This window comes from Ancylobacter radicis (assembly GCF_018449475.1).
Lineage (GTDB): Bacteria > Pseudomonadota > Alphaproteobacteria > Rhizobiales > Xanthobacteraceae > Ancylobacter > Ancylobacter radicis.
This window is the reverse complement of record NZ_JAHCQH010000014.1, coordinates 323,959-349,703: the sequence shown is the minus strand read 5'-3', so window position 1 is coordinate 349,703 and position 25,745 is coordinate 323,959. Positions and strand designations below refer to the sequence as shown.

General features: G+C 66.4%; 23 protein-coding genes and 1 tRNA gene. 16 read left to right on the top strand and 8 right to left on the bottom strand.

The genetic code is table 11. The features are described 5' to 3' along the window. The first annotated feature begins 72 nt into the window (after nt 1-72). Both KIP89_RS04855 and mfd read left to right on the top strand, forming a co-directional pair. Nucleotides 73-369 carry an FAD assembly factor SdhE gene (locus tag KIP89_RS04855; RefSeq protein ID WP_213754272.1) on the top strand — a complete coding sequence of 99 codons (297 nt, stop codon included), beginning with the start codon at nt 73-75 and terminating at the stop codon, nt 367-369. Next, nucleotides 366-3,890, top strand: a complete 3,525-nt coding sequence (gene mfd / locus KIP89_RS04850) for a transcription-repair coupling factor (protein WP_213754271.1) — start codon at nt 366-368, stop codon at nt 3,888-3,890. The genes KIP89_RS04855 and mfd overlap by 4 nt, the downstream gene beginning before the upstream one ends. A 26-nt stretch (nt 3,891-3,916) precedes the next feature. On the opposite strand, the gene KIP89_RS04845 is transcribed toward mfd, so the two are convergent. After that, complete coding sequence (locus KIP89_RS04845; RefSeq protein WP_213754270.1) at nt 3,917-4,243, bottom strand: hypothetical protein; 327 nt, start codon at nt 4,241-4,243, stop codon at nt 3,917-3,919. Between the two features lie 168 nt (nt 4,244-4,411). Beyond that, nucleotides 4,412-6,112, bottom strand: coding sequence for an extracellular solute-binding protein (locus KIP89_RS04840; RefSeq protein WP_213754514.1), 1,701 nt, complete (start codon nt 6,110-6,112; stop codon nt 4,412-4,414). 317 nt (nt 6,113-6,429) lie between these two features. On the opposite strand from KIP89_RS04840, the gene KIP89_RS04835 reads away from it, so the two are divergent. After that, nucleotides 6,430-7,182: an invasion associated locus B family protein gene (locus KIP89_RS04835; protein ID WP_213754269.1), complete on the top strand. Its 753-nt coding sequence runs from the start codon at nt 6,430-6,432 to the stop codon at nt 7,180-7,182. Nucleotides 7,183-7,261: 79 nt separating this feature from the next. Here the strand turns inward: KIP89_RS04835 and hspQ are convergent, their stop codons facing one another. Then, a complete protein-coding gene (hspQ, locus tag KIP89_RS04830; RefSeq protein ID WP_213754268.1) occupies nt 7,262-7,597 on the bottom strand; it encodes a heat shock protein HspQ in 336 nt (111 codons plus the stop codon). A 166-nt stretch (nt 7,598-7,763) separates the two neighbouring features. Between hspQ and KIP89_RS04825 the strand changes: the two genes are divergently transcribed. Continuing rightward, on the top strand, nt 7,764-8,723 hold the full coding sequence (locus KIP89_RS04825; RefSeq protein ID WP_213754267.1) for an AEC family transporter: 960 nt from the start codon (nt 7,764-7,766) through the stop codon (nt 8,721-8,723). 4 nt (nt 8,724-8,727) lie between these two features. On the opposite strand, the gene KIP89_RS04820 is transcribed toward KIP89_RS04825, so the two are convergent. Further along, entirely contained in the window at nt 8,728-9,939 is a 1,212-nt protein-coding gene (locus KIP89_RS04820) for a UbiH/UbiF family hydroxylase (protein ID WP_213754266.1), read from the bottom strand. Nucleotides 9,940-10,105: 166 nt separating this feature from the next. Between KIP89_RS04820 and KIP89_RS04815 the strand changes: the two genes are divergently transcribed. The 9 genes from KIP89_RS04815 (at nt 10,106) to KIP89_RS04775 (ending at nt 20,219) form a co-directional block, all read left to right on the top strand. Continuing rightward, nucleotides 10,106-10,867 carry a CDP-alcohol phosphatidyltransferase family protein gene (locus KIP89_RS04815; protein WP_213754265.1) on the top strand — a complete coding sequence of 254 codons (762 nt, stop codon included), beginning with the start codon at nt 10,106-10,108 and terminating at the stop codon, nt 10,865-10,867. A 28-nt stretch (nt 10,868-10,895) separates the two neighbouring features. Next, nucleotides 10,896-11,873 (top strand): quinone oxidoreductase family protein, encoded by a 978-nt coding sequence (locus tag KIP89_RS04810; protein ID WP_213754264.1) that lies wholly within the window; start codon nt 10,896-10,898, stop codon nt 11,871-11,873. A gap of 182 nt (nt 11,874-12,055) precedes the next feature. Beyond that, on the top strand, nt 12,056-13,618 hold the full coding sequence (locus KIP89_RS04805) for an ABC transporter ATP-binding protein (RefSeq protein ID WP_213754263.1): 1,563 nt from the start codon (nt 12,056-12,058) through the stop codon (nt 13,616-13,618). Further along, nucleotides 13,608-14,684, top strand: a complete 1,077-nt coding sequence (locus KIP89_RS04800; protein WP_213754262.1) for an ABC transporter permease — start codon at nt 13,608-13,610, stop codon at nt 14,682-14,684. Before KIP89_RS04805 ends, KIP89_RS04800 begins: the two co-directional genes overlap by 11 nt. Then, complete coding sequence (locus tag KIP89_RS04795) at nt 14,677-15,600, top strand: ABC transporter permease (RefSeq protein WP_213754261.1); 924 nt, start codon at nt 14,677-14,679, stop codon at nt 15,598-15,600. The genes KIP89_RS04800 and KIP89_RS04795 overlap by 8 nt, the downstream gene beginning before the upstream one ends. A gap of 101 nt (nt 15,601-15,701) precedes the next feature. Next, the gene (locus tag KIP89_RS04790; protein WP_213754260.1) at nt 15,702-16,784 is read left to right on the top strand and encodes a BMP family ABC transporter substrate-binding protein; all 1,083 of its coding nucleotides are present in this window, start codon (nt 15,702-15,704) and stop codon (nt 16,782-16,784) included. 150 nt (nt 16,785-16,934) lie between these two features. After that, nucleotides 16,935-18,215, top strand: coding sequence for an allantoate amidohydrolase (locus KIP89_RS04785; protein ID WP_213754259.1), 1,281 nt, complete (start codon nt 16,935-16,937; stop codon nt 18,213-18,215). Continuing rightward, on the top strand, nt 18,212-19,435 hold the full coding sequence (locus KIP89_RS04780; RefSeq protein ID WP_213754258.1) for an ArgE/DapE family deacylase: 1,224 nt from the start codon (nt 18,212-18,214) through the stop codon (nt 19,433-19,435). Before KIP89_RS04785 ends, KIP89_RS04780 begins: the two co-directional genes overlap by 4 nt. A gap of 19 nt (nt 19,436-19,454) precedes the next feature. Beyond that, the gene (locus KIP89_RS04775) at nt 19,455-20,219 is read left to right on the top strand and encodes a bestrophin-like domain (protein ID WP_213754257.1); all 765 of its coding nucleotides are present in this window, start codon (nt 19,455-19,457) and stop codon (nt 20,217-20,219) included. A gap of 37 nt (nt 20,220-20,256) precedes the next feature. On the opposite strand, the gene rimO is transcribed toward KIP89_RS04775, so the two are convergent. The 3 genes from rimO to KIP89_RS04760 form a co-directional block, all read right to left on the bottom strand. Further along, on the bottom strand, nt 20,257-21,612 hold the full coding sequence (gene rimO / locus KIP89_RS04770; RefSeq protein WP_213754256.1) for a 30S ribosomal protein S12 methylthiotransferase RimO: 1,356 nt from the start codon (nt 21,610-21,612) through the stop codon (nt 20,257-20,259). A gap of 109 nt (nt 21,613-21,721) precedes the next feature. Next, nucleotides 21,722-22,051: a heme-degrading protein HmuQ gene (gene hmuQ / locus KIP89_RS04765; protein WP_213754255.1), complete on the bottom strand. Its 330-nt coding sequence runs from the start codon at nt 22,049-22,051 to the stop codon at nt 21,722-21,724. Nucleotides 22,052-22,179: 128 nt separating this feature from the next. Further along, nucleotides 22,180-22,746: a hypothetical protein gene (locus KIP89_RS04760; RefSeq protein WP_213754254.1), complete on the bottom strand. Its 567-nt coding sequence runs from the start codon at nt 22,744-22,746 to the stop codon at nt 22,180-22,182. A 563-nt stretch (nt 22,747-23,309) separates the two neighbouring features. Between KIP89_RS04760 and KIP89_RS04755 the strand changes: the two genes are divergently transcribed. The 3 genes from KIP89_RS04755 (at nt 23,310) to KIP89_RS04745 (ending at nt 24,769) form a co-directional block, all read left to right on the top strand. After that, nucleotides 23,310-23,579 (top strand): hypothetical protein, encoded by a 270-nt coding sequence (locus KIP89_RS04755; RefSeq protein ID WP_213754253.1) that lies wholly within the window; start codon nt 23,310-23,312, stop codon nt 23,577-23,579. A gap of 110 nt (nt 23,580-23,689) precedes the next feature. Further along, nucleotides 23,690-24,523 carry a hypothetical protein gene (locus tag KIP89_RS04750; protein WP_213754252.1) on the top strand — a complete coding sequence of 278 codons (834 nt, stop codon included), beginning with the start codon at nt 23,690-23,692 and terminating at the stop codon, nt 24,521-24,523. Between the two features lie 156 nt (nt 24,524-24,679). Then, nucleotides 24,680-24,769: transfer RNA gene (locus KIP89_RS04745), tRNA-Ser, on the top strand. 24 nt (nt 24,770-24,793) lie between these two features. On the opposite strand, the gene rbsK is transcribed toward KIP89_RS04745, so the two are convergent. Further along, nucleotides 24,794-25,711, bottom strand: coding sequence for a ribokinase (gene rbsK, locus KIP89_RS04740; RefSeq protein ID WP_213754251.1), 918 nt, complete (start codon nt 25,709-25,711; stop codon nt 24,794-24,796). Nucleotides 25,712-25,745 lie beyond the last annotated feature (34 nt).

Here is a 25,745-nt window from a genome sequence, read left to right as displayed (position 1 = left end):
CTGACAGCAGCCGCGCGGCGCGCTAAAGACACCGCCTTCCGCGGCCACGTGCCATTGGAGCATCGTGCAGACATGACCGGAACCACCCGTTCGAGCGCCGGGCTCGATGCCCGCCGTCGTCGTATCCTCTACCGCTCCTGGCATCGCGGCACCCGCGAGATGGACCTTCTGATGGGCCGTTTCGCCGATGCCATGATCGGCGAGATGAGCGAGGAGGAGGTCGCCGCCTTCGAGGAGCTGATCGAGGTCGAGGATCCCGATCTGTTCGGCTGGATCAACAGCGGCGTGCCGGACCCGGCCTTTGACACCCCGATCTTTCACCGCTTCCGGCAGTTTCATCTGTCGGGTGAGGGCATTCCCAACCTATGAAGACCCCGTTCGGCTCTCCGCTCGCCACCATCTCCTCCCGCCTCGCGCCGGGCCGCACGCTCTCCCTGGCGAACGTGCCCACCGGCATGGAGGGGCTCGTCGTCGCCGACCTTGCCCGCGCCCTCGCCGCGCAGGACAAGGCGCCGTGGCCGACCCTGCTGGTCATCTGCCGCGATACGGAGCGTATGGCGGAACTGGAGCGCGCGCTCGACTTCTTCGCGCCCGGCGTCGAGGTGCTGCCGTTCCCTGCCTGGGACTGCCTGCCCTATGACCGCGCCTCGCCCAACGGGCCGGTGGTCGCACGGCGCATGACGACGCTGGCCCGCCTCGCGCGGGTGAAGGGGCGTGAGGCCGGCACTATCGTGCTCACCACGGTCAACGCAGCCCTGCAGCGCGTGCCCAGCCGCGCGCTGGTGGCCACGCAGTCCTTCTCGGCGGCGCCGGGCAACGCGCTCGCCCTCGACGAGGTGACCGGCTGGGCGGAGGTGAACGGCTTCCAGCGGACCTCCACAGTACGCGATACCGGCGAATATGCGGTGCGCGGCGGCATCATCGACCTGTTCCCGCCGGGTCTGCCGGCGCCGGTGCGGCTCGACTTCTTCGGCGACACGCTGGAATCGATCCGCTCTTTCGATCCCGAGACGCAGCGCACGGCCATGCAGCTGCGCTCGCTCGACCTCGTGCCGATGAGCGAGTTGCAGCTCACCACCGAGACGATGCGGCGTTTCCGCATGGCCTATGTCGCCCGCTTCGGCGCGGCGCAACGCGGCGACCTGCTGTATGAGGCGGTCAGCGAAGGCCGCCGCTATGCCGGCATGGAACATTGGCTGCCGCTGTTCCATGACGGGCTGGACACGCTGTTCGACTATTGCCCCGACGCCCCCATCGTCATGGAAGCGCAGGGCGGCGAGGCGGCGGCGTCCCGGCTCGACCAGATCGCCGATTATTACGATGCCCGCCGCCACGGCATGGAGCACAGCACCGGCGCGCCCTACAAGCCGCTGCCGCCGGACGCGCTTTACCTCACCGCCAAGGAATGGGAGCAGCGCAACGCTGTCGCCGCCAAGGTGGCACTCTCCGCCTTCGCGCTGCCGCCCTCCAAGGATGTGCTCGATCTTGATGGGCATCCGGCGCGCTCCTTCGCGCCCGAACGCGCCGACCCCGAAGCGCAGCTTTTCGATGCCGCCGTCACCTATCTGCGCGCGCAGGCGAAAACCAAGCGCACCATTCTCGCGGCGTGGTCGGACGGCTCGCGCGACCGCCTGTCCACGGTGCTGGCCGATCACGGCCTCAAGGGCACGCAGACGGTCGGCACCCGCGATGCCGCCGAGGCCCTGCCCAAGGGCACGATCGGTCTTGCCGTGCTCGGCATCGAGAACGGGTTTGAGACCGACCATCTGGTGGTCATCGGCGAGCAGGACATTCTCGGCGACCGTCTGGTGCGCCCCAAGCGCAAGGCGCGTCGCGCGCAGGACATCATCGCCGAGCTGACCTCGCTGACGGCGGGCGATCTGGTCGTCCATGTCGACCACGGCATTGGCCGCTTCATCGGGCTGAAGACCATCGAGGCGATGGGCGCGCCCCATGACTGCCTCGAAATCCACTATGCGGAAGGCTCCAAGCTGTTCCTGCCGGTGGAAAATCTCGAACTCCTCTCGCGCTACGGCTCCGAGGACACCGAGGCCCAGCTCGATCGGCTGGGTGGCGGCGGCTGGCAGGCGCGCAAGGCGCGGATGAAGAGCCGCATCCGAGAGATGGCGGCCGAGCTGATCAAGATCGCGGCGCAGCGCCAGCTCCACGAGGCGCCCCGCCTTGTCCCGGCGGCCGGCATCTATGACGAGTTCCGCGCCCGCTTCCCCTATGAAGAGACCGAGGATCAGGAAGCCGCCATCGACGCGGTGTTCGACGATCTCGGCTCCGGCCACCCGATGGACCGGCTGGTGTGTGGCGATGTCGGCTTCGGCAAGACCGAGGTGGCGCTGCGCGCCGCCTTCGCGGTGGCGCTGAACGGAAAGCAGGTCGCCGTCGTCGTGCCGACCACGCTGCTGGCGCGCCAGCATTTCAAGACCTTCTCGCAGAGGTTCAAGGGGCTGCCAGTCGTGGTGCGGCAGGCCTCGCGCCTCGTCACCGGCAAGGAGATGAGCGAGACCAAGAAGGGCCTCGCCGACGGCACGGTCGACATTGTGGTCGGTACCCATGCGCTGCTGGGCAAGGCGATCTCGTTCCGTGATCTCGGCCTCGTCATCATCGACGAGGAGCAGCATTTCGGCGTCGCCCATAAGGAGAAGATGAAGCAGCTGCGCGCCGAGGTGCATATGCTGACCCTCACCGCGACGCCCATTCCGCGTACCCTGCAACTCGCCATGACCGGCGTGCGCGAGCTTTCCATCATCGCCTCGCCGCCGGTGGACCGCCTCGCGGTGCGCAGCTTCGTCACCCCGTTCGATCCGCTGATCGTGCGCGAGGCGCTGCTGCGCGAACGCTATCGCGGCGGCCAGAGCTTCTATGTCTGCCCGCGCATCGAGGACCTCGGCGAGGTGAAGGACTTCCTCGACAAGCAGGTACCCGAGGTGAAGGTGGCGGTCGCCCATGGTCAGATGGCGGCGACGCAGCTCGAAGAGATCATGTCCGCCTTCTATGACGGGCAGTTCGACGTGCTGCTCTCGACCACCATCGTCGAGTCCGGCCTCGACATACCCACCGCCAACACGCTGATCATCCACCGTGCCGACATGTTCGGGCTTGCCCAGCTCTACCAGTTGCGCGGACGAGTCGGGCGCTCGAAGACGCGCGCCTACGCCATCTTCACCCTGCCAACCGAGAAGGCGCTCACCACGCAGGCGGAGCGGCGGCTCAAGGTGCTGCAATCGCTGGACACGCTGGGGGCCGGCTTCCAGCTGGCCAGCCACGACCTGGACATTCGCGGCGCCGGCAACCTCCTGGGCGACGAGCAGTCCGGCCATATCAAGGAGGTCGGCTACGAGCTCTATCAGGAGATGCTGGAGGAGGCGATCGCCAACCTCAAGGCCGGCATCACCGCGCCGACCGCCGACAAATGGTCGCCGCAGATCTCCATCGGCACCCCGGTTCTCATCCCCGAGGACTATGTGGCGGATCTGCATGTCCGTCTCACCCTCTACCGGCGGCTTGCCGACATGGAGACGGATGGGGAGATCGAGGCGATGGGGGCGGAACTGGTCGACCGCTTCGGCACGCTGCCCGAGGAAGTGGAGCAACTGCTCAAGCTCGTCAGCATCAAGGCGTTCTGCCGCCGGGCGAATGTGGAGAAGGTCGATGCCGGCCCGCGCGGGGCGGTGCTCACCTTCCGCGACGGGCGTTTCCCGAACCCGGCCGGCTTCATCACCTATGTCGGCAAGCCGCATGTGGTGGCGAAGATGCGCCCGGACGGCAAGGTGGTGTTCTCGGAGGACTGGCCGAACGCCAATGCGCGCCTGAAGGGCACGGCGGGCATTCTCAAGGAACTGGCGAAGATCGCCGAGCAGGGAGCGCGGGCGGCCTGAGACCGCCCATGCTTTTCCTCAATCGATCAGAACGGCGTGCCCGAGATCGGGCCGTCATAGGCGCCGTCGCTGTCGGGCATCACGTCGGCGTCGACATCCGAGCCGGGGCCGGACATATCCGGCGAATTGCCGCCGGCCTGGTTCATGTAATCCTGGCTATGGTCGGAGCCGGGCTTGTCCGGCAGCGGGCCATAGTCGAGATAGTTCGGGTTGTTGAGCGGCGGAATCTTGATTTCCATGCCGCCCGAACCACCCGGCTGCGGCTGGGGATGCACGGTGATCGACGACTGGGCGCTTGCGGGCAGCGCGCCCAAGGCAAGCCAACCGATCACCAGACAAGCGGCGTAACGCATTGAGACAACTCCGAGAAAACAGCAGCGTCGCCGTGGGCGACGGAACTGCCAAAGGCAGCGCCGTCCGGTTCTCCATGGCAACACGCCCCTAAGGAACCTTTTCCGTCGGGCCTGTCCAGAGCTTGTTTGGTTCAACGTCAACGAAACCGTGAGGCGTGCCGGGCAGGTTCAGCTTCCCGGTTCGCGCCACCAGCTCTCCGCCAGCGTGCCGCTCAGCGCCACGCGCTCGGGCCGGTGGATCTGCCGCCAGCGCGCCGCCCACTGGCCGGGCGTGTAGAACAGCGGTACCGAGAAGCGCGCCGAGATCAGCACCCGATCCAGCGCGCGGACCGCCGACACGAAATCCGCCCGCTCGCGCGCGGCCAGCAGCGCCTCGATCATGGCATCGGCGGCCGGACTCTTGAGACCCATGAAATTGCGCGTGCCGGGCACATCGGCCGCTGCCGAGCCGAAATAGAAGGCCTGTTCATTGCCGGGCGAGAGCGACTGGTCCCAGATATACGGCACCATGTCGTAATCATAGGTCTGCTTGCGGCTCTCGAACTGCACATTGTCGACGAGCCGGATGTTCAGCGTCACGCCCGCGCGCCGCAGCATGTTCTGATAGGCGAGGGCGAGGCGCTCCTGATCCTTGGTGCCGACGACGAGTTCCGGCGCGAAGGCGCGTCCATCCGCGCCAGTGAGCTTGCCGCCCTTCAGCTCCCAGCCGGCGGCGGCGAACAGATCCAGCGCCGTCTTCAGCCGGGTGCGGTCGCGCCCCGAGCCGTCCGACGCCGGCGGCTGCCAGGTGCCGTCCATCACCTCCGGCAGGACCGCATCGGGGAAGGGGGCGAGCAACTCCCGCTCGCGCGCTCCCGCGGAGCGATCGCGCGCCGACAGCTCCGAGCCGTCATAGAAGCTGCCATTACGCCGGTAGAGGCCGAAATAGAGGTTGGCGTTCACCCATTCGAAGTCGAACAGCTCGACCATGGCCTGCCGCACGCGGGCATCGGCGAAGATCGGCCGGCGCATGTTGAAGATCAGGGCCGAATAGGGTTTCGGCATCCCGGTCTCGATCTCCTCCTGCACGATGCGTCCGTCGCGCACCGCGGGAATGGCGTAGCCGGTCTTCCAGCGTCCGGGATCGGTCTCGAAGCGGATGTCGTAGAGCCCGCGCTTGAACGCCTCGAACTGGCTGTTAACGTCGCGATAGAAATCGTAGCGCAGCGTATCGACATTGTGGTTGCCGCGATTGACCGGTAGGTCGCGGCCCCAATAATCCGGGTTACGCGTCAGGATCACTGTCTCGCCAGGCCGTACTTCGCTCAGCTTGTAAGGTCCGCTGCCCAGTGGCGGCGTGAAACTGGTCTGGTCGAACGTCGCCTCGTCCACGGCGTGGCGCGCCATCACCGGCATCAGCGCCATGATGAGCGGCAGTTCGCGGTCCACCCCGGCAAAGGTGAAACGGATGGCGAGCGGACCCGTCACCTCGGCCTTCGCCACCTTGCCGTAATAGCTGCGGTGATTGGGCCGGCCCTTGGTACGCAGCAGGTTGAAGGAGAACAGCACGTCCTGTGCCGTAACCGGCGTGCCGTCGGAGAAGCGCGCCCTCGGGTCGACCTCGAAGGCGACATAGCTGCGGGCCTCGTCGGTCTCCACGCTGCGGGCCAGCAGGCCGTAGCAGGTGAAGGCCTCGTCCGGCGAGCGGGCCATCAGGCTCTCGACGAGGTTCCAGCGGATGAAGGGCGGGGCCGTGCCACGGACGATGAAGGGGTTCAGGCTGTCAAAGCTGCCGACCGTGCCCTGGGTGAGCCGGCCACCCTTGGGTGCCTCGGGATTGACGCTCGCATAATGGGAGAAACCATCGGGATAAGCGGGCTCGCCATGCATGGCGATGCCGTGTCGGGCCACGGGCTGCCCCTGCGCCACCACCGTGACAGGCCGGAGAAGCGGCATCAGGATGCCGCCGCCAGCAATTACGGCATTGCGTATGAAGGCGCGGCGGGCGATATCGGTCACGCTTCCGCTTCCCTGGTCACAGATTCGACTCGCGCATACACGAGAATGTCTAGCACGATCGAAGAGATTCAACTTCCACCGGGTCACTCTGTCGCCTCAATTGGGCTTGAGACAGCCCTCGTTCCCGAGATGGCGCAGAGGCGTCCGACATCCGCTCCTGATTGCGGGCCGAACGACAGGAATTCGATATGATCAACCGCTCGACTCTCGCGCGCCATGTCGCCGGCGCCGTTATGGTGCTGTCGCTGACCGGCACCGCCTTCGCGCAGACGCAGCCCGCCAAGCCCGCCCAGAAGCCGGCCGCCAACGGCCAGCAGCAGGCGGCCCCCGCTCAGGCCCAGCAGGCTCCGCAGCAGGCCCAGATCCCGGCGCTGCCTATTCCGTGGGTGAAGCGTTGCGGCGAGGAGCCCTCGATCAAGAAAGAGGTCTGCAACATGGAGCAGACCATCATCACCGATACCGGGCAGTTCCTGGTGCGCTTTGGCATCTTCGAGGTGAAGGATGATCCGAAGAAGGCCTTCGTCGTGGCCTTCCCGACCGGCCTGCTGCTGCGCAACGGCTTCCGGGTTGCGCTCGCCAATGAGCAGCCGATCCTCGGCACCTTCATCATGTGCGACCAGCAGGTCTGCCGCGGCGACATCCAGATCGATCAGGCCTTCATCGACCGCATGAAGAAGGCTCCGGGCCTGACGCTGCAGGTCGCCAACTCTGTCGGCCGCGTCATCTCCTACCCGATCGGCCTCGGCGAGTTCGCCAAGGTCTATGACGGCCCGCAGACCGACCCGAAGGCGTTCGAGGAGCAGGTCAAGAAGATCCAGGACCAGGTCAAGGCCCGTCAGGAAGCACTGAAGGCGGAAGCCGATGCGCGCGAGCAGCAGACCAAGGCCGGTCTGGAAAAGCTCGGCGCCGAGAAGCTGAAAAGCGGCCAGCCCGCGCAGTAATGCCGCAGGGCCTCTCCTGAGACAGCAACGCCCGGCTCGCGCCGGGCGTTTTCGTTTTCAACGACGGCAGGCTCGCGACCTATTGCAGCCTTTCGCTGCGCACGCGCCATCCGCCATCACCATCGGCCGCCAGCATCTCGCGCACCTGAGGGTGCCGCACCGGCTCGCCGGTCGTGTCCAGCTCCAGATTCTGCTCGGAGACATAGGCGACGTATTCGGTCTCCGAATTCTCCGCCAGCAGGTGATAAAAGGGCTGGTCCTTGGTCGAGGGGCGGATGTTCTCGGGGATCGAATCCCACCATTCATCGGTGTTGGAGAATTCGGGGTCGACGTCGAAGACGACGCCGCGGAAGGGATAATGCCGGTGCCGGACAATCTGTCCGATCCGATACTTGGCATTGCGCTCCTTCATCATCCGCCCGTCCTATCTCGCAGCAGCCAAAGCCGTTGCGTCATCTGCCATGCCGGATCCGGCGGCGGAGGGGCGATGCAACACGCATGCCCGCTCGCCTTTCCGCGTGTCCGTCCGCGCCACCAAAAGACCGATTGACCGCCCTCCGGGGAGCCGATAGCCAACGCCAATGGCCGAGGTCCTAGCGTTAGCACTTCCGTTTTTCGGCGTCATCTTCCTGGGGCTGGGATGCGGCCGGCTCGCGCGCATCCCGGAAAGCGGCCTTGCCTGGCTCAGCTTCTTCATCATCTATGTCGCGCTGCCGGCACTGTTTTTCTCGCTGGTGGCGCGCACGCCGTTCCGTGAACTGACCAATGGAACGTTCATCGCCGCCACCACGCTGTCGACGGCCGCCTGCTTTGCCCTGTCGCTGACGGTAGGGCTGTGGCTACGCCGTGGCAATCTACCCGAGGCGACCATTGCCGCTATCCTCGGCTCCTACTCCAATGTCGGTTACATGGGGCCGGGCCTGACGCTCGGCGCGCTCGGCTTGGGCGCTTCTGTGCCGACGGCGCTGATCTTCGTCTTCGACAGCCTGTTCTTCTTCACCATCGTGCCGATCATGATGGCGATCGGCGGGCGCGACCAGCGGCGCCTTTCCGCGACGCTGCTGCTGGTGCTGCGCCGCGTGGTGACGCACCCTTTCAACGTCGCCACCTTTCTCGGCGTCTTCGCCGCCTATATCGAGTTCCAGCCGCCGGCCGCCATCGAGAAGACACTGGAATTCCTGCGCAACGCTGCCGCGCCCTGCGCTCTGTTCACCCTCGGCGTCTCGGTCGCGCTGCGGCCGATGGAACGGATGCAGGGCGAGGTGCCGGTGCTGCTGCTCATCAAGCTGGTGGTGCACCCCGCGCTGGTGTGGCTGGTACTGACCACGATCGGCGGGTTCGAGCCGGTGTGGATCGCAACGGCCGTGCTGATGGCCAGCCTGCCGCCGGCCCTCAACGCCTTCATCATGGCCAAGCAGTACGAGACCTATGTGCAGGGCGCTTCCGGTGGCGTGCTGATCGGCACGGTGGTGTCGGTACTCACCGTGACGCTGATGCTCTACGCCCTGCAGCACGACATGCTGCCGCACGGCCTGAACTGATCGCTCAGACGGCCTCGCCGGTGAGCAGCCGGGGCACGTCCCGCGTCGGCCCGACACCCTCGCGCATTACCGCCCTGCGCAGCAGCGGCGAACGGCCGAGCAGCCACAGACCGAGCCCCCGCACCCCCGCCACCGGGAGGAAGCCGGTCAGCAGCGAGCGGTTGACGAGGTCCACGGCGGCGGTGCGGCTCTCCACATCGGCCCGGCGGCGGCGCTCATAAGGATCGGTCACACCGACGCCGCCAATATCCTCTCCCGCGCGCCAAGCCACGAGCACCAGTTCGGCGAGCGTCGCCGCGTCGCGAATGCCGAGATTGAGCCCCTGCGCGCCAATAGGGGGAATGATATGAGCCGCCTCGCCAATAAGAGCGATGCGCCCCTTCGCAAAGCGCGTCGCAGTGCGTGCGCTCAGGGGAAAGCTGCCACGGGGCGAATCGAGCCGCATCGGTCCGAGGATCGAGTGCGCCTTGCGCTCCATGCGGCGTGAAAACGCGCCATCATCCAGCGCCATCAGTTCCTCCGCCTCGCGTGGCGACACCACGCAGACGATGCTGCTGCGGCGGCCGGGCAGGGGGACCAGCGTGAGCGGGCCGGTTTCGGTATGGAACTCGGTCGATATGTCGCCATGCGGACGTTCATGGGCGAGCGTCGCCGTCACCGCCACCTGCGGGTATTCGCGGGTGCGGATGTCGATCCCCGCAGCCCGGCGGCAAGGCGAGTTGCGTCCGTCGGCAGCCGCGACCAGCGCGGCCTGCACGGTCTCGCCAGTGTCCAGAGACAGTTCGACATGGTCGCCATGATCGACCGCCTGTGTCACGCTGGCCTCAACGCGCCGGATCCGGCCCTGCTCGGCGACCACGGCGTCGAGCGCCGCGAGAAGCGCCTCGTTCTCGACATTCCAGGCAAAGCCTTCCAGCCCAAGCTCGCTGGAGCGGAAATCCACCTGCGGCGCGCGCAGCAGCCGCTTTGTGCCGTCGATGATCCGCATAATGCGCAGCGGCGCCGCATTGGGCTTCAGAAGGGTCCAGACGCCAAGAGCCTCCAGCGCCTTGACCGAGCCGTCCATCAGCGCCGTCGTGCGCGGATCGGGCGCCCGTGCCGGAGCCACCAGCGTGACGTCGATGCCATCGGCGGCGAGGGCGAGGGCGGTGATCAGGCCGCTCGCCCCACCACCCGCAACCGCGACGCGGCGTTCGGTTTCCGTTCCGGCTGTCATCTCGGCCTCCAAATGCACGGTATGGCGGGGGCTGTAAGCTCACGCCGGAGTGTGGGATAAGCAGGGCAACATCGCCTGACAATGCGTACGAATGCGCGCAAATGTTATATGCCGGCGGAGAGCTATTGGATCGACCCTGCTACGGCGGGTCGCAGGAGGAGAAGCAGTGGCGATTTCGTCCAAGTCGCTTGCTGGCAAGCTGATGGCAGAGCGTCCCAAGCGTCAGCAGACGCTCGCATTCGCCGTGCATCTGTTCACCGCCTCCGGCGCGGTCTGCGGCCTGCTCGCGCTCATCGCCGCCGTGGAGGGCCACTGGGCGCTGATGTTCACGTGGCTCGGCATCGCCCTTTTCGTCGATGGCATCGACGGCACCATGGCGCGCCGTGCGCGGGTCTGGGAAGTGCTGCCGCGCTGGTCGGGCGAGACGCTCGACCTCGTGGTTGACTACCTGACCTATGTGCTGGTCCCCGCCTTCGCGGTCGCCATGGGCGGGCTGATGCCGACCTGGATGGCGGTGCCGGCGAGCGCGGCGATCCTGCTGACCAGCGCGCTCTATTTCGCCGACACGCAGATGAAGACCGACGACCTGTATTTCCAGGGCTTCCCGGCCGTCTGGAACCTCGTCGTGTTCTATTTCTTCCTCGTGCCGATGAACTCCTGGCTGATCGCCGCCATCATTCTGGGCTTGTCGGTCGCGACCTTCCTGCCGATCAAGTTCGTCCATCCCTTCCGTGTCCTGCGCCTGCGCCTTTTCACCATCGGCCTGCTGGCGCTCTGGGCGGTGCTGGCCATGGTCGCCGTGGTCGAGGACCTGCAACCGTCGGGCTGGGTCATTGGCGGTTTATGCCTGTGCGCCCTGTATTTCCTCCTGTTCGGGCTGATCCCGTTCCGCCGACGCGGTGGCGAGGCCCCGTCCGGCGATATCTGAGACCCGCACGAAAGCTTAGGAGTTGGCCATGGCGTGGGCGGTACGTGTTCATGAAGTCGGGGGCCCCGAGGTCCTGCGCTATGAGGAGATTACCCTCGGCAGCCCCGGTCCCGGCGAGGTCCGGCTCCGCCATACCGCCATCGGCCTCAACTTCATCGACACCTATTTCCGCAGTGGGCTTTACCCCGCCCCACAGGGCATGCCCTTCATTCCCGGCAATGAGGCGGCGGGTGTTATCGTCGAGGTCGGCGAGGGCGTCACCGAGTTCAAGGTCGGCGATCGCGTCGCCTATGGCTCATCGCTGGGCGCCTATTGCTCCGAGCGCATCATGCCGGCGGCGCCATTGGTGAAGCTTCCCTCCTCCATCCCCGACGAAACCGCCGCGGCAATGATGCTCAAGGGCATGACCGCCCGCTATCTGCTGCGCCAGACATACCCCGTGAAGGGCGGCGAGACCGTGCTTGTTCAGGCCGCGGCCGGCGGCGTCGGGCTCATCCTGTGCCAATGGGCGACGCATCTCGGCGCCACGGTGATCGGCACCGCCGGCTCGGCAGAGAAGGCCGAGCTCGCCCGCGCCAATGGTGCCGCCTATGTCATCAACTACCGCGAGGAGGATTTCGTCGCTCGCGTCAAGGAGATCACCGAGGGCGCGCTGTGCGACGTCGTCTATGACGGCGTGGGGCAAGCGACCTATCCGGCCTCGCTCGACTGCCTACGCCCGCGCGGCATGTTCGTCAGCTTCGGCAATGCCTCCGGCGCGATCCAAAATTTCAGCCTGCTGGCCCTGTCGCAGAAGGGCTCGCTCTACGCGACACGGCCGACGCTGTTCACGCATGTCGCCACGCGGGAGGCGCTGCTGGCCAATGCCGCCGACCTGTTCGAGGTGGTTGGTTCCGGTGTGGTGAAGATCGCGGTCGATCAACGCTACAAGCTCGCCGACGTCGCCGAGGCGCATCGCGATCTGGAAGGGCGGCGCACCACGGGGTCGACGGTTCTGCTTCCCTGAGGCATCCATCGCTGGCGCAAAAGGCATCAGAAATCGGACCGGACGGACCAGACTTTAGGCTTGCTCCGTCCTAGCGTCATGCGATGCTGCCGAATACAACCTCCGCATTCGGTCGAGCATGAATCGCCAGTTGCAGCCAAAGCTTAGCTGCCCCTCCGGCCCCGGTGTCGGGGGGCCTTCGCATGGCTGAAACGGATGGCTCGCGTGCATCGGCGGCGCTGCTCGAAGCGGTCGGGCTGACCAAGCGTTTTGGCGCGCTGGTCGCCAATGACCATGTCAGCCTCGCCATCCGCCCCGGAGAAACCCACGCACTGCTGGGCGAGAATGGCGCCGGCAAATCGACGCTGGTGAAGATGCTGTGCGGTCTGCTCCAGCCCGATTCGGGCGATCTGCTGCATGACGGGCAGCCGGTCGTGTTTCCTGATCCGGCCAGTTCGCGCGCCAAGGGAATCAGCGTCGTCTTCCAGCACTTCGCCCTGTTCGACGCGCTCACCGTGGTGGAGAACGTCGCGCTCGGCCTGCCGGGCTATGAGCCCCTGCCGGCCCTGGCCGCGCGGATCGAGGCCTGCGTGCATCGCTATGGACTCGCCGTCGAACCGTATCGACGGGTGGGGGAGTTGTCGGTCGGCGAGCGCCAGCGGGTGGAGATTGTGCGCTGCCTGCTCGGCGAACCGCGCGTGCTGATTCTCGACGAGCCGACCTCCGTGCTCACGCCGGACGAATCGGAAAGCCTGTTCCGCACCGTCGATCTGCTGACCGGCGAGGGCCGGGCGGTGCTGTTCATCAGCCACAAGCTCGACGAGGTTCGGCGCCTGTGCCATCGCGCCACGGTGCTGCGCGGCGGCAAGTTCATCGCCGAGGTTGATCCGGCGCAGGAAAGCTCGGCAAGCCTCGCTCGCCTCATGGTCGGCGCCGATGTGCCGCGCACGCCGCGCCTCGTGACGCATGAGCTTGGCGAGCCCCGCCTGCTGATACGCAATCTCAGCATTCCCGGCGATGGATCACGCGGCTCGGCATTGCATGACATAACGCTCGAAATCCGCGCCGGCGAGATCGTCGGCGTCGCCGGCGTCGCCGGCAACGGTCAGACCGCATTGTTCGAGGCGCTGTCCGGTGAGCGGCCCTGCGCCGATGCGGAAGCGGTCGTGATCGACAAGACGCCGGCGGGAGCACTGGATCCGACGGCGCGCCGCGCGCTCGGCGCCGGCTTCGTGCCGGAGGAGCGTCTTGGCCATGCCGCCGCCCCCGATATGCGGCTGTCCGACAATGTGCTGCTGACCACCCATGGCGACGGCGCGATCGTGCGCCAGGGCGTGGTGCGGCGTCCCGTGCTGTTCGCCTGTTTCCAGGAGATCGTGAAACGCTTCGACGTGCGCTTCGGCGGCAAGGATCCGAAGGCGCGCCGGCTCTCCGGCGGCAATCTGCAGAAATTCGTCATCGGCCGCGAGGTGCTGCGCGAGCCGGTACTGCTTGTCGTCGACCAGCCGACCTGGGGCGTGGACGCCGCCGCCGCCGCCTTCATCCGCACAACGCTGCGCGCCAAGGCGGCGGAGGGCTGCGCCGTGCTGGTCATCAGCCAGGATCTCGACGAATTGCTGGAATTCACCGACCGCATCGCCGTGATGAGCGAGGGCCGGCTGACCGCACCGGTGCCCGTGGCCGAAACCTCCCGCGAGGCGATCGGCCTCGCCATGGGTGGCGCGCATGGGCATGACCATGGCGGGGAGGGCACCCATGCCGCTTAGGATCGAACGGCAGGAGCATATTTCCGGGCTCCGCCTCACATTGGTGCCGCTGATCGCCATCGCCTTCACCATTATCGTCGGCACGGTGATGTTCGTCGCGCTGGGCCACGACCCGATTCGCGCCTTCGGCATCTATTTCATCGAGCCGCTGACCGATACGTGGACGCTTCAGGAACTGGTGGTGAAGGCCTGCCCGCTGATGCTGATCGGCACCGGGCTTGCCTTCTGCTACCGCGCCAATCGCTGGAACATCGGTGCCGAGGGCCAGTATGTCGCCGGCGCCGTGCTTGGTTCCTGGCTGGCACTGGCGACTCATGGCACGGATGCCGGCCCTTGGGTGCTGCCGGCCATGCTGGCGCTGGGGGTGATCGGCGGCGCGCTATGGGGCCTTATCCCGGCCTTTCTGCGCGTGCGCTTCGGCGCAAGCGAGATTCTGACTTCGCTGATGCTGGTCTATGTCGCCCAGCTCGGCCTCGATTATCTGGTGCGCGGCCCGTGGCGCGACCCGCAGGGCTTCAATTTCCCGCAGAGCGTGACCTTTGACGACGTGGCGCTGATGCCCCTGCTTCTGGGGGAAGGGCGGCTGCATGGCGGCATTCTCATCGCGCTGGTGGTGATCGCGGCCGCGACCTTCGTGCTCGGACGCACGCTGGTCGGCTATTCCATCGAGCTGGCCGGTTCCGCCCCCCGCGCCGCCGCCTTCGCCGGCTTCGACGAGCGGCGGGTGACCTATGGCGTTTTCGCCGTCTCCGGCGGTCTGGCGGGCCTCGCCGGCATGATCGAGGTGACCGGCACGATCGGCCAGATGCAGCCAAGCATCTCGCCCGGCTATGGCTTTACCGCGATCATCGCCGCCATGCTCGGCCGGCTGCACCCGGTGCTTATTCTCGTGTCGAGCCTCGTGCTCGCCCTGACCTATATCGGCGGCGAGGCGGCGCAGATCACCATGCGCCTTCCCTTCGACGTCACGCGCGTGTTCCAGGGCACGCTGCTGATCGCCATTCTCGCGGCGGATGTTCTGGTGCGCTACCGGGTGCGGCGCGTGGAAGAGGTCGGCCATGCTTGATGCGGCCATTCTCGGCGCGGTGCTCGCCAGTATCGTTGCCGCGGCGACCACGCTGCTGCTTGCCTCGCTCGGCGAACTGGTGGCCGAGCGCGCCGGCACGCTCAATCTCGGCGTCGAGGGCATGATGGTGGTGGGCGCGGCCGTGGGCTACGCCACCGCCTATGGCACCGGCAGCCTCATCCTTGGCGCGATCGCCGCCGTGCTGGCCGGCGTGATGCTCTCGCTGGTCTTCGCCGTGCTCGCCGTGTGGCTCGCCACCAATCAGGTCGCCTCCGGTCTTGCCACCACGATCCTGGGACTCGGCATTGCCGGGCTGATCGGCTCCCCCTTCGTCGGCACGCGGCTTGATGGCGCGCCGGAGCTGCGCATCGCCGGCCTGACCGATCTTCCGGTCATCGGCGAGATGCTGTTCGGGCAGGATGCGTTCGTCTATCTGTCGCTGCTGCTGCTCGCAGGCGTCGCCTATGGGTTGTCCCGCACGCGGGCTGGCCTGGTGCTGCGCGCGGTGGGCGAGAACCCCGTGGCGGCCCATGCGCTGGGTCATCCGGTGCGGGGCATCCGCACGCTGGCCGTCATGTTCGGCGGCGCCTGTGCGGGGCTCGCCGGGGCGCATCTGTCGCTGGCCTACACGCCCTTCTGGGCCAGCGACATGACGGCCGGGCGTGGCTGGATCGCGCTGGCACTCGTGGTCTTTTCCGCCTGGAAACCACTCTGGCTGCTGGCTGGTGCCTATCTCTTCGGTGCGGTATCGATCTTGCAGCTTCATGTGCAGGGCTTCGGCCTCGGCGTGCCCTCACAACTGCTTTCTGCGCTGCCTTACATCGCGACGGTGGTGGCGCTGGTCGCCATCTCGGCGCTGAAGCGCGGACAGGGTGCCCCGGCGGGGCTGGGCGTGCCCTTCGTGCCGGATCGCTGAGCTTTCCTTCCGGGCCGTGGCGACGGCCCCCGGTATCGCGGCCGCGGTCGCGCGACGCCGGTCGGTATATCGACCGCGACTCAATGGGTACGGAGACGTTCATGCGCAAGATTCTCTCCATGGCGGTCGCCATCGCCGCGGGCTTCACGCTCGCCGGCGCCGGCACGCCGGCTTCAGCCGCCGAAAAGCTCAAGATCGGCTTCGTCTATATCGGCCCGGTCGGCGATTTTGGCTGGACCTACCAGCATGACCAGGGCCGCAAGGCGGTCGAGAAGGAGTTCGGCGACAAGGTTGAGACGACCTATGTCGAGAACGTGCCGGAAGGTCCCGACGCCGAACGCGTCATCGAGCAGCTGGTGCGCGCCGGCAACAAGCTGATCTTCACGACCTCCTTCGGCTATATGGAGCCGACGCTGAAGGTGGCGAAGCGCTATCCGAAGGTCTTCTTCGAGCACGCCACCGGCTACAAGCGCGCCGCCAACGTCTCGACCTACAACTCGAAGTTCCACGAAGGCCGCTACATTCTTGGCCAGATCGCGGCCAAGACCTCGAAGACCGGCACGGTCGGCTACATCGCCTCGTTCCCGATCCCGGAAGTCATCTCCGGCATCAACGCGCTGATGCTCGGCGCGCAGTCGGTCAACCCCGACATGAAGGTCAAGATCGTCTGGGTGAACTCCTGGTTCGATCCGGCCAAGGAGGCCGACGCGGCGAAGGCGCTGATCGACCAGGGCGCGGATGTGATCTCCCAGCACACCGACAGCCCGGCCGCCATGCAGGCCGCCGAGGCGCGCGGCGTGAAGGCGTTCGGCCAAGCCTCGGACATGATCAATTTCGGACCGAAGGCGCAGCTCACCTCGATCATCGACAATTGGGCGCCCTATTATATCGAGCGCACCAAGGCGGTGCTCGACGGCACCTGGAAGTCAACGGACACCTGGAGCGGCATGAAGGATGGGGAGGTCGTCATGGCGCCCTACACCAACATGCCTGATGACGTGAAGGCGATGGCGGAGAAGACCGAAGCCGCCATCAAGGACGGCTCGCTCCACCCCTTCAAGGGCCCGATCACCAACCAGAAGGGGGAGCTTGTGGTGAAGGAGGGCGCGGCGCTCTCCGACAAGGATATCCTCTCGATGAACTGGTACGTGAAGGGCATCGACGACAAGATTCCCGGCCAGTGAGGCGGACAGTCAGGCCAGTCTGAACGAAGGTGCGGCGGCGGTCCCTGCCGCCGCACATTGCCAAAGCGGCACCCATATGCGATGCGCTGACGAGGCTGGGCCGGCTGGCGGATTCACCGCGGCATCCAGCGGAGGCGCCGAACCGACATCATGAACGTGCCGCTGGATATTGCTGCGCTGGGTGCGCGCGCCGCCGCCATGATCGAGGAACTGGCTGCCATCTCCGCGACGCCGGATGGCCTGACGCGCTTTTTCCTCACCCCCGAACATCGCCGCGCCGCCGATCTTGTCGCCGGCTGGATGCGCGAGGCGGACCTCGGCGTGAGCGAGGATGCGCTCGGCACAGTACGCGGCCACTGGCACCCGGCCGGGCCTGACGCGCCCCGCCTGCTCATCGGCTCCCACATCGACACCGTCGCCAATGCCGGCAAATATGACGGCACGCTTGGCGTGATCCTCTGCATCATCGCGCTCGACGAAATCCGCAAGGCCGGGCTCACCAAGCCCTTCGGCGTCGACATTCTGGCGTTTGGCGACGAGGAGGGGACGCGCTTTCCCACCACGCTCTCGGCCTCCGCCGCCGTGGCCGGTATTTTCGCGCCCGCCAGCCTCGTCACGCGCGACGCGGAGGGCATCAGCTATGGCGAGGCGCTTATCGCCTATGGCAAGAACCCGGACGACATCCCCGCGGCGGCCTACGACCCGAACAAGGTCATCGCCTATATCGAGGCGCATATCGAGCAGGGCCCGGTGCTGGAGGCGGAAGGCGAGCCGCTCGGCGTCGTCACCGCCATCGCCGGCGCCTCGCGCCTGTCGGTGACGGTCACGGGCGAGGCCGGTCATGCCGGCACCGTACCGATGTCCATGCGCCGCGACGCGCTGCTCGGCGCGGCGGAAATGGCGCTGGCGGCCGAGCGTATCGCCAAGGCGGATGCCCATGGCATGGTCGCCACGGTGGGGCGTGTCCATGTCGAACCCGGCTCGGTGAACGTCATCCCCTCCCGCGTGGTGTTCACCGTCGATCTGCGCTCGGGGTCCGATCTGTCGCGTCGCGAGGCGCTGGAGCGTTTCGAGCGCGAGGCGCACCGCATCGCCGATCTGCGCCATCTCGGCGTGGTCATTTCCGCCTTTCACGAGGTGGCGACCGTTCCGTGCTTCCGCGATCTTCAGCTGCGCCTGCGCAATGCCATTGCCGATCTCGGCCATCGCGCGCCGACCATGCCCTCCGGCGCGGGGCATGACGGACAGGCCATGTCCAAGCTCTGCCCGATCGGCATGTTGTTCGTGCGTTGCCGGGGCGGGATAAGCCACAATCCGGCCGAATATGCCGCGCCGCAGGACATGGGGCTTGCGGCGGCCGCGCTGGTGCGCTTCATCGAGCGGTTCCAGCTTCCCCAACTCAGCGAAGCCACAGGCGGAGTAGAGACGTGACCATCCCCGGCGACGACACGGCGTCCCTCGCGCGCGAGGTCGAGTTCCTCAAGGCGCTGGTGCGGGTGCCGAGCGACAATCCGCCCGGCGATTGCGCCCCCCATGCGGAAGTCGCCGGCCAGTTGCTGGAGGAGTTGGGCTTCACCGTCGAGCGTCATCCGGTGCCCGAGCCCTTCGTCAAGACCTATGGCATGAAGTCTGTGGTCAATCTCGTGGTCCGCGAGCGGTTCGGCAGCGGGCAGGGCCCGGTGATCGCGCTCAATTCCCATGGCGACGTGGTGCCGCCCGGCGAGGGCTGGACCTATGATCCCTATGGCGCCGAGGAGCGTGGCGGCGCCATCTATGGCCGCGGCGCCGCGGTGTCGAAATCCGATTTTGCCACCTACAGCTTCGCGCTGCTGGCGCTGAAGCAGCGCCCGGAAGGTCTCGACGGCACGGTCGAGCTGCACTTCACCTATGACGAGGAAGCCGGTGGCTTTGTCGGGCCGAAATGGTTGATCGAGCATGAGCTGACCCGGCCGGACTACGCCATCTCCGCCGGCTTCTCCTATGCCGTGGTGATCGCGCATAATGGCTGCCTGCACCTCGAAATCGTCGTGCGCGGCAAGCAGGCCCATGCCGCCATGCCGGAAACCGGCGCCGACGCGCTGGAAGCGGCGAACGTCATCCTCACGGCCATCTATGGCGAGCGCCGCCGGCTTTCCGGCATCACCAGCGCCACGCCCGGCATCGGCTCGCCCAAGATCACGGTCGGCCTCATCTCCGGCGGCATCAACACCAATGTGGTGCCGGACCGCATCGTCATGCGCGTCGATCGCCGCCTGACGCCGGAAGAGGACGGCCTCGCGGTCGAAGCCGAGCTGACACAGCTGATCGAGCAGGCGGTGGCGGGGCGTGCGGGCATCGAGATCGAATGCCGCCGCATCATTCTGGCCGAGCCGCTGCGCACCCTGCCGGGCACTGAACGGCTGGTCGAGATCGTGCAGAAGCACGCCACTGCTGTGCTCGGCGAGACGCCGCCGGCGACCGCCGTACCGCTCTACACCGACGCCCGCCACTACACGGCGGCGGGCATTCCAACCATTCTCTATGGCGCGGGTCCGCGCTCCATCCTTGAGGCCAATGCCCATGCGGCGGATGAGCATGTCCGCATCAGCGACCTCAAGGCCGCAACAGCGGTGATCGAGGCCACGCTGCGCGATCTGCTGGCGGCCAAGTAGCGGCGGGGGAGCTGCGGCCATGAACTGGATGCAGCTCATCGTCGGCGAGTACTGGGTGCTCGTCGGGTTGTTCGCGCTGGTGCCGCTGCTGACCGGCGCTCTGGTCTACTGGGTGGCGGTGCTGCCGCGCTTTGTCCGATGGTTCGAGCCCAAGGACCTCGCGACGTCCTATCTCGGGGCGCTCACGCTGCCCTTCGCGCTGTTCCTCGCCTTCATGATGAGCGACATCTGGCAGCGCGAGACCAAATTCGCCCTGACCGTGCTTCAGGAAGTGCAGCGCCTCGATTCGCTGCTCGATGTCGCCCGCATCTGCGGCGCGCCGTGTCAGGCCGTGGACGACGCGGTCGGCGCCTATGCGCGCTCGCTCTCGCAGAATGAGTGGGACGAGGGCTGGACCCACCCGCAGGCCGCCGTGTCCGCGCGCTTTGAGACCTTGGTCGCGGCGATTACCGAGGTGGAGCGGCGCGCCGATGTGGCCGGTCATCTGCGCGCGGCCATGCTGACGGGGCAGGGCGAATTGCGGCGCCTGCGCACCGACCGCTATTTCATCCTGCATGTCGATCTGGCGCCGCATCGCTGGGCCGTCGTGCTGCTGCTCGGCGTGCTCTCGCAGATCGGGCTCGCCGCGCTGCATGTCGGCAAGCGCCCGCAGCTCATCATCGGCCTCGCGACCTTCTCCATCGCCTTCGCCGTCACGCTCGCCTACACCGTCGCCCTGGCATGGCCGACGGTGGACGAGAACATCATCCCGCGGGAAGAACTGACGCGCGTGCTGGCGCCCTGAGAGCGCCAGCCGTGCAGGGCGACCAGAAGCCGGGCGATCAGAAGCCGACCGCCGTGCCGTGCAGGTCGTAGGCGTCGGCGCGCTCGATCTTCACCGTGGTGATCTCGCCGACCCGCAGCGGGCGGCGCGAGGCGACATGCACCACGCCGTCGATCTCCGGCGCATCCGCCTTGGAGCGGCCGATCGCCACTGTCGGACCGACCGAATCGATGATGACCTGCTGGCGGGTGCCGACCTTGCGCTTGAGGCGCCGGGCGGAGACACGCTGCTGCACTTCCATGAAGCGCTTCCAGCGTTCTTCCTTGACCTCTTCGGGGATGGCCATGCCCAGCGCATTGGCCGGCGCACCATCCACCGGCTCATATTTGAAGCAGCCGACCCGGTCGAGTTCGGCCTCCTCAAGGAAGTCGATCAGTTCCTGGAATTCCGCCTCGGTCTCGCCGGGGAAGCCGACGATGAAGGTCGAGCGCAGGGTCAGCTCAGGGCAGGCGGCGCGCCAGGCCTGCACGCGGGCCAGCGTCTTCTCCTGCGCCGCCGGGCGCTTCATGCGCTTCAGAACGGTCGGGGAGGCGTGCTGGAAGGGGATGTCGAGATAGGGAAGGATCACCCCGTCCGACATCAGGCCTATGACCTCGTCGACGTGCGGATAGGGATACACATAGTGCATCCGCACCCAGGCACCGAGCGTGCCGAGTTCGCGCGCCAGATCGAGGAAGCGGGTGCGGACCTGACGATCCTTCCACTGGCTCTCCGCATAGCGAAGATCGACACCGTAGGCGGAGGTGTCCTGCGAGATGACCAGCAGTTCCTTCACCCCGGCGGTGACGAGGCGTTCGGCCTCGCGCAGCACATCGGCCGCCGGGCGGCTGACCAGATCGCCGCGCAGTTTCGGGATGATGCAGAAGGTGCAGCGATTGTTGCAACCTTCTGAAATCTTTAGGTAAGCGTAGTGACGTGGGGTGAGCTTGATGCCCTGCGGCGGCACGAGATCCAGAAACGGATCATGCTGCGGCGGCACGGCTTCATGGACGGCCGCCAGCACGCTCTCATATTGCTGCGGACCGGTGACCGCGAGCACGCCCGGATGCACGGCGCGGATCTGCTCCGGCTCGGCGCCCATGCACCCGGTGACGATGACCTTGCCATTCTCGCGCAGTGCGTCGCCGATCGCGGCGAGGCTCTCCGCCTTGGCGCTGTCGAGAAAGCCGCAGGTGTTGACGATCACGAGGTCCGCGCCCTCGTGATGGCGCGACAGCTCATACCCTTCCGAGCGCAGGCTTGTGACAATGCGCTCGCTGTCCACGAGCGCCTTGGGGCACCCCAGCGAAACGAAGGAGATACGCGGCGCCTCGCCGCGCGCGGCGGAGGCGTCGGATGACGCGATGTCGGCCATGCCTGTCGGAACCCGGACGTAAGAGGATCGCGAGGCGTTAAGCCAGCCGCTGCCATCCGTCAACTCCGCTGCGCGCACGGCGGGGCTGCGCGAGGGGCAGGCGGAGGAGTCAGGCCGCCTTTTCGTGGGTGTCGAGCGAGATCACGCTCTCGAACAGCTCGACCTCGGGATGGCCGATATAGAGCGGCTTGTTGCCGCCGGCATTGCGGTGCGCCATGCGGAAGGCTTCCGAGCGCGTCCAGGCCTCGAAATCCTCGCGCGAGCCCCAGATCGTGTGCGAGGCGTACAGCGTGTGGTCGTCCTTGGACGGGCCGCGCATCAGATTGAAGGCGACGAAGCCCGGAACGGTGTGCAGCTGGCTGTCGCGTTCACGCCAGACGGTCTCGAAATCGGCTTCCGATCCGTGCTTCACCTTGAAGCGGTTCATGGCAAGAAACATGGTGGCTCTCCTGAATATCCCGGCCGGAGGAACCTAGCCGATGCGACCGGGCGGGTCGATCAGGTGCCGTAAAAAAGGGGCGGCGCTGCGCCGCCCCTGCCGACTTCCGGGGAGAGGCCGGAACCCGATTACTTCAACTTGCCGAGATCGATGCCGAGCGTGATGGCGCCGATCGCCATGTCCTTGTCGGAGATCGTCACGCTCACCTGGGCGATCTTCTTGCCGTCCTCCTCCTCGACCTTGTCGACGAAGATGGTGCCGGGGCCGGCGGCATAGGTCTTCTGCCACTTGGCCTCATCGGCCTGCCACATGTCCGACGTGCCGTCTGTCTGGGCGACGTTGAGCCCGCGATCATCCATCACGAACGCCTCGGTGATGACGCCGCCGGAGGCCTCCTTCTTCGTCACCAGGAACGCCGCCGCCGGCGTCTTCATGGTCGAATCGCGGAGCGCCTGATCCTTGTCCTTCCAGGCCTTGTCGAGCGCGTCGATGTCGCTCTGCATCAGGCGCGCATGCTTCTTGTTGGACTCGATGACCGCCGCGACGATGACGGGGTCGCTCAGCCAGGGCTGCACATTCTTCTGCACATAGGCGGTGACGGCCGGGGCGTGGGCCATTGCGTCCTGCGCCTGGGCAGGGGCGGCAAACATCAGGCCAGCCGCGGCCGCCGCGGCGAGAGTCATGCGAAATTTCATTGGCGTTTCCTCCTTGAGTGCGGTCTTGTGCCGCTGGACGCAGCGTAACATGATGTATCCGCAAGAAGGCAATATGCATTCGATGCTGCATGGCAGCATATGGGCTCTCATTTATTAAAAGATATGTACGCTTAATACTTTCAGCGCATTTCCGACGGTTGGATGGTGCCGTCGCTCATCATGCATGTATGCGTGGCGTTGATAGATGATACCCTGCCAATTCATCGAAGCAGGATGCCCGCGAGAGCAAGAAAAGGCGCGCATCTCATCTTCTGCCAACCGGCTCCATCACCTCCCAGCCGCAGAACTGGCATCGCCTATGCTCTGGAATGCCAAATCCAAGGTACGATGTGCCATATTCTTCATGTCTAACATCAGCATCGCTCACCAAAAGGTGTTCGGCTCAGCGCGTGGACGGGCCTAGAATGGCCATGTTCACCGCTACATTCCTTGACTGTGTCATTGTTGCGCTACGTTGTGCTCCGACACTCGCGAAAGAGGCGGACCTACCGGCCAGGTCGCGCCCCCGATATCAGGGCCGTTCACACAGGGAGGACGCACGCATGTCGAACCAAGCCAAGGACTTCCATCCATCGCCTCTGCTCGTACGTGTCGGCCAGGAGGAATTGGAGATTCGGTCGCTCGAATGCGCGATCCATCTCATCCGGTCCCTGCGTCATGACCGGCTTGGCCGGTTCGCGGAAATGCTGCTCACACAGATGGAAGCGGCCGAGTTGCCGCGCCAGAAGCAGGATGCCTGGATTGCCTTCGAAACATGGTCGGCGGCCTGTGGGCTGCAACCGCATCCCTCGGATTGGCGCCACGCGGCCTGATATCCCACGCCGGAGTGCCCGTGCGAGTGCCCTTGCGGCAGGGGCGGATCTGTATTTTTCCGCCGTCCCTGCCTTGAAATCGCCGCCCAACGCCAGCATTTCTCGCGCCCATGATCTGTCGAGAAATGATCCGGCGAGAAGTGACCCGGAACGCCGGAATTTTTGAGGCGCCCCGATCCGGTGCGCTCTCGCGTGTTCGATCAAGCATGGCCGCCAACCTCGTCGCGGCGGGGCTTCTTGGGGTGAGCCTGCTCGGAGCATTACCCGCATCCGCCCAGATGGCCGGCCCCGTTGAGGGCGCCTCCGAACAGCCCGCCCCCGCACAGCCGTCACCCCCGCTCGTGCTGCTGCTCGACGGTCTCGGCGTCTATGTGGAGAGCAACCGTATCGGCGTTTCGGCGCTGGCGCGTCCGCTGCAACAGCAAGGCTTCCGTACCCGCACCGACTCTCATCTGATGACCCGATCGCAGGACATCGTGCCGGATATCATTATCGGGCATTCCATGGGGGGAGACATGGCTTTGCGGTATGGGCGCAAGCTGGTGGCGGCCGGCAAGCCGGCGCCGCTGATCATCACCATCGATGCCGCGCCCGCCCCGCCATCCTGCCCGGTGCCGCGTTGCACCAATATTCACGGCCCCGGCTTCGCCGATGTGAGGGGCGCGGTGAACATCGACGCCTGGAGTTCGGGCGCCCGCTTCGTCAATCATGCGCAATTGCCGACCGCCCCGGCGGTTCAGCAGATTATCCTCAACCAGACACAGGCCTTTCTGAGCGCGCGGCGCGCGGCGCGCGCCACGACACGGCTCGCACCGCCGGCCGGGCCGGAGACGTCAGGGCAGGGATCCCCGGCTGAGGGGCCGTCCGAGGCGACCGCCACCACCGGCGCGGGCGCGCGCATCTGGACGGTTCCGGGCTGGACGCTGCCAACCCCTACGCCGTGACGATATCGCCCCTACCGATCATCTGACTGCAAATAGGCGCCATTGCCGCTTGCCAAACCGGGTGAGTTTGGGAACAAGGACGCCCAAGGCAACGCGGCGAGTTATGCCGAGCGTCAAAGAGCCTGTATGCCGCGTGGTCTCTCCCGCGTGGATGCGGGAAGGGTGGCCGAGTGGTTTAAGGCAGCGGTCTTGAAAACCGCCGTGGGTGCAAGCCCACCGTGGGTTCGAATCCCACCCCTTCCGCCATTTCAGCCCCAAACCCCGCGCCGTTCATCCCGGAAAGCGGGAGCGGAAATCCTCGGCGGTCGCATAAGAGTGTTGCGTGCCGCGGCGGGTGATCGAATCGGCCGCGTATTTTGCGGCTTCGCCGAGCGCGGCGAACACGGGCAGGCCCTGCGTGTGGAAATGCGCGAAAGCGCCGATGAAGGCGTCGCCCGCCCCGGTGGTGTCGACCGGCGCGACCTTTACCGGCGCGACATGCTTCACCTCGCTAGCCGTCACCAGCAGCGCGCCCCGACCGCCCATGGTGACGATCACCGTGCCGATGCCGCGCGCGGTCAGCGTTTTCGCGGCCACTTCCACCTGCGCCTCGGTGTCGACGGGCAGGCCGGTCAAAGTGGCGAGTTCGGTCTCGTTCGGCGTGAGGAAGGCGAGATCGGCGAGGCGGGACACATCAAGGTCCGGCAAAGCGGGCGCCGGCACCAGCAGGGTTGGCACGCCCCATTCCCTGGCGCGGCGCACCGTGTGGTAGACGGTCTCGACGGGGATTTCGAGCTGCATCAGGATCAGCGCGCAGCCCTTGAGCAGATCGGCGGCGGCATCGACATCTTCGGGCGCGAGCTGGGCGTTGGCGCCCTTGACGATGAGGATCGAGTTCTCGCCCGAAGGCTCGACGAAGATCGGCGCGACGCCCGACGGCGCGCCGGGCGTGCGGATGACATGGGTCGTGTCGATGCCATTGCGCTGGAAATTGGCGAGGGTGGCGTCGGCGAAAGTGTCCTCGCCCACCCGCGTCACCATCACCACCGGCGAGCCGAGCCGCGCGGCGGCGATCGCCTGATTGGCGCCCTTGCCGCCATGGCCCATCTCGAAGCTCGGCGCCTCAACGGTTTCGCCGCGCAGCGGCATGTGGTCGACATAGGTGATGAGGTCCATCATGTTGGACCCGACGACGGCGATCTTGGACATCTCACTCTCCCGTTCCGCCCCTTGCCGGGACGGC

Excerpts from the sequence above, each read along its gene's own strand:
- KIP89_RS04800 (WP_213754262.1), top strand. The coding sequence starts at position 13,608 with ATGCCGCTTAGGATCGAACGGCAGGAGCATATTTCCGGGCTCCGCCTC.
- KIP89_RS04790 (WP_213754260.1), top strand. The coding sequence starts at position 15,702 with ATGCGCAAGATTCTCTCCATGGCGGTCGCCATCGCCGCGGGCTTCACG.
- KIP89_RS04835 (WP_213754269.1), top strand. The coding sequence starts at position 6,430 with ATGATCAACCGCTCGACTCTCGCGCGCCATGTCGCCGGCGCCGTTATG.
- mfd (WP_213754271.1), top strand. The coding sequence starts at position 366 with ATGAAGACCCCGTTCGGCTCTCCGCTCGCCACCATCTCCTCCCGCCTC.
- KIP89_RS04775 (WP_213754257.1), top strand. The coding sequence starts at position 19,455 with ATGAACTGGATGCAGCTCATCGTCGGCGAGTACTGGGTGCTCGTCGGG.
- KIP89_RS04825 (WP_213754267.1), top strand. The coding sequence starts at position 7,764 with ATGGCCGAGGTCCTAGCGTTAGCACTTCCGTTTTTCGGCGTCATCTTC.
- KIP89_RS04750 (WP_213754252.1), top strand. The coding sequence starts at position 23,690 with ATGATCTGTCGAGAAATGATCCGGCGAGAAGTGACCCGGAACGCCGGA.
- KIP89_RS04755 (WP_213754253.1), top strand. The coding sequence starts at position 23,310 with ATGTCGAACCAAGCCAAGGACTTCCATCCATCGCCTCTGCTCGTACGT.
- rimO (WP_213754256.1), bottom strand. The coding sequence starts at position 21,612 with ATGGCCGACATCGCGTCATCCGACGCCTCCGCCGCGCGCGGCGAGGCG.
- KIP89_RS04845 (WP_213754270.1), bottom strand. The coding sequence starts at position 4,243 with ATGCGTTACGCCGCTTGTCTGGTGATCGGTTGGCTTGCCTTGGGCGCG.
- hmuQ (WP_213754255.1), bottom strand. The coding sequence starts at position 22,051 with ATGTTTCTTGCCATGAACCGCTTCAAGGTGAAGCACGGATCGGAAGCC.
- rbsK (WP_213754251.1), bottom strand. The coding sequence starts at position 25,711 with ATGTCCAAGATCGCCGTCGTCGGGTCCAACATGATGGACCTCATCACC.
- KIP89_RS04820 (WP_213754266.1), bottom strand. The coding sequence starts at position 9,939 with ATGACAGCCGGAACGGAAACCGAACGCCGCGTCGCGGTTGCGGGTGGT.
- KIP89_RS04810 (WP_213754264.1), top strand. The coding sequence starts at position 10,896 with ATGGCGTGGGCGGTACGTGTTCATGAAGTCGGGGGCCCCGAGGTCCTG.
- KIP89_RS04855 (WP_213754272.1), top strand. The coding sequence starts at position 73 with ATGACCGGAACCACCCGTTCGAGCGCCGGGCTCGATGCCCGCCGTCGT.
- KIP89_RS04785 (WP_213754259.1), top strand. The coding sequence starts at position 16,935 with ATGAACGTGCCGCTGGATATTGCTGCGCTGGGTGCGCGCGCCGCCGCC.
- hspQ (WP_213754268.1), bottom strand. The coding sequence starts at position 7,597 with ATGATGAAGGAGCGCAATGCCAAGTATCGGATCGGACAGATTGTCCGG.
- KIP89_RS04805 (WP_213754263.1), top strand. The coding sequence starts at position 12,056 with ATGGCTGAAACGGATGGCTCGCGTGCATCGGCGGCGCTGCTCGAAGCG.
- KIP89_RS04795 (WP_213754261.1), top strand. The coding sequence starts at position 14,677 with ATGCTTGATGCGGCCATTCTCGGCGCGGTGCTCGCCAGTATCGTTGCC.
- KIP89_RS04760 (WP_213754254.1), bottom strand. The coding sequence starts at position 22,746 with ATGAAATTTCGCATGACTCTCGCCGCGGCGGCCGCGGCTGGCCTGATG.
- KIP89_RS04840 (WP_213754514.1), bottom strand. The coding sequence starts at position 6,112 with ATGCATGGCGAGCCCGCTTATCCCGATGGTTTCTCCCATTATGCGAGC.